Raw genomic sequence first — 4,112 nt, 5'->3', positions numbered from 1 at the left:
CACCCCCGTACGCCCCCGTTGCCCCCGCTCGCGCTCTGCCCGTGCCGGGCACCCGCGGGGATAGTGGCCGTTCGGTCACGGCGAGCGGGAGGTCCGCGGTGCGGCAGCGACGGGGGCGGAACAGGCCAGACGACCCGAAGGACCCGGACGGTCCCGAGGTCTCCGAGTCGGAGCGGCTGCTCTTCGGCGGCCCCCTGCGGTATGACATGGGGTGGAACGAGCACGCCGAGGCCTTCCTGGAGCTGAGCCTCCGCTCGATGGTGCGACGGCTCCCCGGCATGCTGGCGTCCAGTCTGGAGCTGGCCCGGCAGGCGGACCCGAGGGCCGCCCGTACCGTGCTGGCCGCCGAGGTGGGCCGGGGTGTGGCCCAGGCGGTGAGCCTGCTGGCCGTCAACAGCGCGCTCGGCAGCCTGCTCACCGGGCCGGACATCGAGCACCGGTTGCGCGCCGCCGTACCAGCCCTCGCGGTGATGGCGGCGACGATGCTGGTCGCGGCGCTGCTGCGGGCCGCCTCCACCTACGCCACCGGGCGGCTGGAGCCCAAGGTGGAGCGGGTGGCGACCGAGCTGTATCTGGAGCGGGCGGCCAATGTGGAGCTGGCCGCGATCGAGGACCACGCCTTCCACAAGCTGCTGGACACCGCGCAGTACGGCGCCCGCTCGGCGCGCCACATGATCTCCTACAGCGCGCGGGTGATCAACGCGCTGATCTCTCTCCTGGCGGCGGCCGGTGTGCTGACCGTGCTGCACCCGGCGCTGCTCCCGTTGCTGGTCACCATGACGCTGCCGAGCGCCTGGAGCGCGCTGACCAACGCGCGGCGGCGCTACGAGTCGTTCCACACCTGGGTGCAGCACGTGCGGGCCGGGCACCTCATCGGCAGCCTGCTCACCGAGCCGGGGGCGGCGCCGGAGATCCGGGTGCACGGGGTCGGCCCGTTCCTGCTGCGGCACTACCGCGCGATGTCGGAGACGGCGGAGGCCGAGCAGGCCCGCCTCTCCCGGCTCGCGGCCCGCACCGGGCTGGCGGCGGCCGCCTGGACGGGGCTGGCGACCCTCGCCATGTACGCCACCCTGGGCGCGCTGCTGCTGGCCGGGGCGATGGCGCTGTCGGTGGCGGGTACGGCGGTCATCGCCATCCGTACCGGGGCGGCGAGCCTGGACACGCTGGTGCTGGAGATCAACCAGCTGCACGAGGAGGCGCTGTTCGTCGGGGACCTGAAGCGGCTGTACGTGGAGGCGGCCGAGCGGGCGATCCCGGTGGGCGGGGAGGAACTGCCGGAGGAGCCGAAGGAGATCAGGTTCGAGGACGTCACCTTCAGCTACCCGGGCGATTCGGCGCGGCCGGCGCTGGACGGGGTGAGCCTGAGCCTGCCCATGGGCCGGATCATCGCGCTGGTCGGCGAGAACGGTTCGGGCAAGACGACCCTGGTCAAGCTGCTCGCCGGCCTGTACGCGCCGGACCGGGGCCGGGTGCTGTGGGACGGGGTGGACGCGGCGCGGGCGGACCGGCGGCTGCTGGCCGAGCGGGTGGCGATGGTGGCGCAGGACTTCAAACGGTGGCCGTTCACCGCGCGGGTGAACGTGGCGGTGGGCCGCTCCTCCGTACCGATGACCGAGGAGCGGCTGGCGGCGGCGGTCGCGGAGGCCGGTGCCGAGGAGGTGGTCGCGGGTCTGCCGCGCGGTCTGGACACCCTGCTGGCCCGCAATTTCACCGGCGGTCACGAGCTGTCCGGGGGCCAGTGGCAGCGGCTCGGGATCGCGCGGGCGGCCTACCGGCGCGGCGGCATCCTGATCGTGGACGAGCCGACGGCGGCGCTGGACGCGCGGGCCGAGCTGGCGGTGTTCGAGAAGATCCGGGCGCTGGCGGGCACCGGGCAGACCGTCGTGCTGATCACGCACCGGCTCGCCTCGGTCCGGCACGCGGATCTGGTGCATGTGCTGGAGCGGGGCCGGCTGGTGGAGTCCGGCAGCCCGGAGGAGCTGCTCGCGCGGGGCGGGGTCTACGCGGAGCTGTACGCGCTCCAGGCCGGGCAGTTCACCGCCCCCGTCCCCGCGCCGGGGCCCCGCTGAGCCGGACCCGCTCCGCAGTTCGGTCCACGCCCTCGGCGCCGCGCAGGATCACCAGGAAGGTGTCGGTCGCCAGGTCCATCACGACCTCGGCCGGCATCCCTTCCTGCCGTCGCGCGTGCGCGAACTCCTCCGCGGGCCACGAGCCGCGCGGGCCGCCTGCGGGAAAGCGTTCGAGCACGGTCCGCCCAATCACCATCTCGCACCTCCAGTCATGCGTCGTACTTACCGAAGTCAACGCGCTGGAGGGGTGATCGCCTCGCCCGGTGACGGGACTGAGACACAGCCGACACCGGTTCACAGCCGAACGGGTACGTCCGCTCACCACAGGTGAGTGGCGGGCGCGTTCGGTGCCCGGACGGACACGGAACGGCACCGTCCCGTCAGTGGTCGTACTCGTCGTGCAGCCGGAGCCGGTCGCCGCCGTGCGGGTGGCGGCCGAGGGCGGTGAGGTCGAGCAGGCCGGAAAGGGCTCCGATGCCGTCCAGGGCGTCGTCGTACACCGAGTAGGTGTGGAAGATCCGGTCGCCGTCGCGCAGGAAGCAGCTCAGGCCGGGGCGTTCGGCGGGGGCGCCGTCGCGGTCCACGGTCGCCTCGAAGTCGCGGTTGAAGTCGCTGTGGCAGGAGGAGTACCAGGGCACGGTCCAGCCCATCCGCGCCTTAAAGGGCAGCAGCCGGGTGAAGGGCGCGAGCGAGACGGCCGCGAAGGCGGTGTCGCGGGCCCGGAGGTGGGCGAGGGGGCCGAGCTGGTCGAGGAAGGCCGCACAGCAGGGGCAGCCGGCTTCCTGCTCCGGCGCGAACACGAAGTGGTGGACGACGAGCTGGGCGCGGTCCCCGAACAGGTCGAGCAGCGTGGCCTTGCCGTCGCCGCCCTCCAGGACGTACTCGTCGCGGACCTCGACCATGGGCAGCCGGCGCCGTTCCTCGCCGAGCGCGGCCCGTGCCCGCTCGACGGCCTGCTCCGTGCGGCGTAACTCCTCGCGCGCCGCCCGCCACCGTTCGCGGCTGACGATCTCCGGAAACGACATGAGCCCTCCTGTCCGACGGTCCGTTCGGGGTGCTGACCGTGGACGGGGGCACAACTCATCGGCGCGGCGGATTTTTTTTCCGGTGAGCGGCGGGGCGGTCAGGCTGCCGTGCCGAGTCCGGTCCAGTCCCGGCCCCTGGCTTCCAGTTCCCGCAGCGCGGACTGGAGCTGGCCGGTGTGCCGGGGGGTGAGGCGGCCGGTGTCGTCCAGGTGGACCGCGCAGGCGGTGGTGGTGTCGACGAGCCGTTCCAGCACCGCGGCCACCTGGTCGGTGCCCTTCGTGTGCCGGGCCAGGGTGGGCAGTTCGGCGGCGGAGACGGCGATGGCGGTACGGGCCTCGGCGAGGGTGCGGTACGCCTCACGGCGCAGCGCCCAGCGTTCGGCGTGGTCGCCGGTCTCGGCGAGGACGTGCGCGAGGTAGGCGTGCGCGGCGCTCCCCGCGGCGGCCAGCCGGGCCCGGACCCCGGCACCGTGGCGGCCCGGCATCGGCAGGTGGCCGACGATCAGGACGAGCGCGCAGGCCACCATGGTCTCGGCGATCCGGCCGAGGCACGCCTGCGGCTCCCCGCCGACCATGATCAGGGCGAGCACGAGCACGGTGACGACGGCGGTCAGCGCGGCGAAGTGCCGGGTGGAGACGGGCAGCAGCGCGCCGCTCACGGTGACCAGCACGATCAGCCCGGCCGGATGGGGCAGCAGCGCGGCCAGACCGGCGAACACCAGCGCGCCGAGCACGGTCCCCGCGGCCCGGCACAGCACGCGGGAGACCAGCGGGCCGAGGTCGGGCTTCACGAGGAAGACGGCGGTGAGCGGCAGCCAGTACCAGTGCGGGTGGCTGCCGTACCAGCCGGTGTGGTGGAGGGCCTGGGCGATGCCGGCTCCGGCGCCGAAGCAGAGGGCGACGCGCAGCCCGTACTCACGGCCCGCCGTGCCGGCCATGGCCCGCAGCGCACCGCGTACCCCGCTGCGCCGGCCGAGGGTGAGGTGGCGGGCGCTTCCGGCGCGGTCGAACGCCTCGG

General features: G+C 74.1%; 4 protein-coding genes. 1 reads left to right on the top strand and 3 read right to left on the bottom strand.

Annotated features, from left to right (window positions below; genetic code table 11):
• Positions 1-206: 206 nt before the first annotated feature.
• Complete coding sequence (locus tag GT030_RS26665; protein ID WP_237522842.1) at positions 207-2,069, top strand: ABC transporter ATP-binding protein; 1,863 nt, start codon at positions 207-209, stop codon at positions 2,067-2,069.
• Here GT030_RS26665 and GT030_RS26660 read toward each other — a convergent pair.
• The 3 genes from GT030_RS26660 to GT030_RS26650 form a co-directional block, all read right to left on the bottom strand.
• A complete protein-coding gene (locus GT030_RS26660; protein WP_161203295.1) occupies positions 2,035-2,265 on the bottom strand; it encodes a hypothetical protein in 231 nt (76 codons plus the stop codon). The two genes, GT030_RS26665 and GT030_RS26660, sit on opposite strands and share 35 nt — an antisense overlap.
• Positions 2,266-2,449: 184 nt before the next feature.
• Positions 2,450-3,094, bottom strand: a complete 645-nt coding sequence (locus GT030_RS26655; protein WP_161203294.1) for a DUF899 domain-containing protein — start codon at positions 3,092-3,094, stop codon at positions 2,450-2,452.
• A gap of 98 nt (positions 3,095-3,192) precedes the next feature.
• Positions 3,193-4,112, bottom strand: a 920-nt coding sequence (locus tag GT030_RS26650; RefSeq protein ID WP_161203293.1) for an FUSC family protein, incomplete at its 5' end; no start/stop codon positions are given.

This window comes from Streptomyces sp. SID1328, assembly GCF_009865595.1.
Classification (GTDB): domain Bacteria; phylum Actinomycetota; class Actinomycetes; order Streptomycetales; family Streptomycetaceae; genus Streptomyces; species Streptomyces griseoluteus.
This window is presented reverse-complemented; position numbering and strand designations above follow the sequence as displayed.

Bases quoted from the DNA above. Each gene is read 5' to 3' on its own strand.
- GT030_RS26655 (WP_161203294.1), bottom strand. From the start codon at position 3,094: ATGTCGTTTCCGGAGATCGTCAGCCGCGAACGGTGGCGGGCGGCGCGC.
- GT030_RS26660 (WP_161203295.1), bottom strand. From the start codon at position 2,265: ATGGTGATTGGGCGGACCGTGCTCGAACGCTTTCCCGCAGGCGGCCCG.
- GT030_RS26665 (WP_237522842.1), top strand. From the start codon at position 207: ATGGGGTGGAACGAGCACGCCGAGGCCTTCCTGGAGCTGAGCCTCCGC.